The 219-nt window shown below is 58.9% G+C and carries 1 pseudogene; it reads left to right on the forward strand.

Annotated features, from left to right (window positions below):
* Nucleotides 1-219 (forward strand): annotated as a pseudogene (locus A3709_RS24115) (peptidase M48); the annotation flags it as partial.

The following is a 219-nucleotide window of genomic DNA, read 5'->3' on the forward strand; positions in this document are numbered from 1 at the left end:
GCTGCAACTGATTAAAGCGGACACGCGCACTGAACTGCATGAATGGTGCCTGTTCCAACTCGCTCGCCACTACCTGGATCCGGAATACATCCAGGTGAAGCCCAGCAAGCCGCGCTACCGCAAGCTGGCCAAGGTCGACTTCCATTTACGCGTGGTCCTTTCCACCCTCGCCTATGAAGGCGGCGCCAGCAGCATAGAGGACAGCGAACAGGCCTTCCG

It is taken from the genome of Halioglobus sp. HI00S01, from assembly GCF_001635445.1.
GTDB classification, from domain to species: domain Bacteria; phylum Pseudomonadota; class Gammaproteobacteria; order Pseudomonadales; family Halieaceae; genus Halioglobus; species Halioglobus japonicus.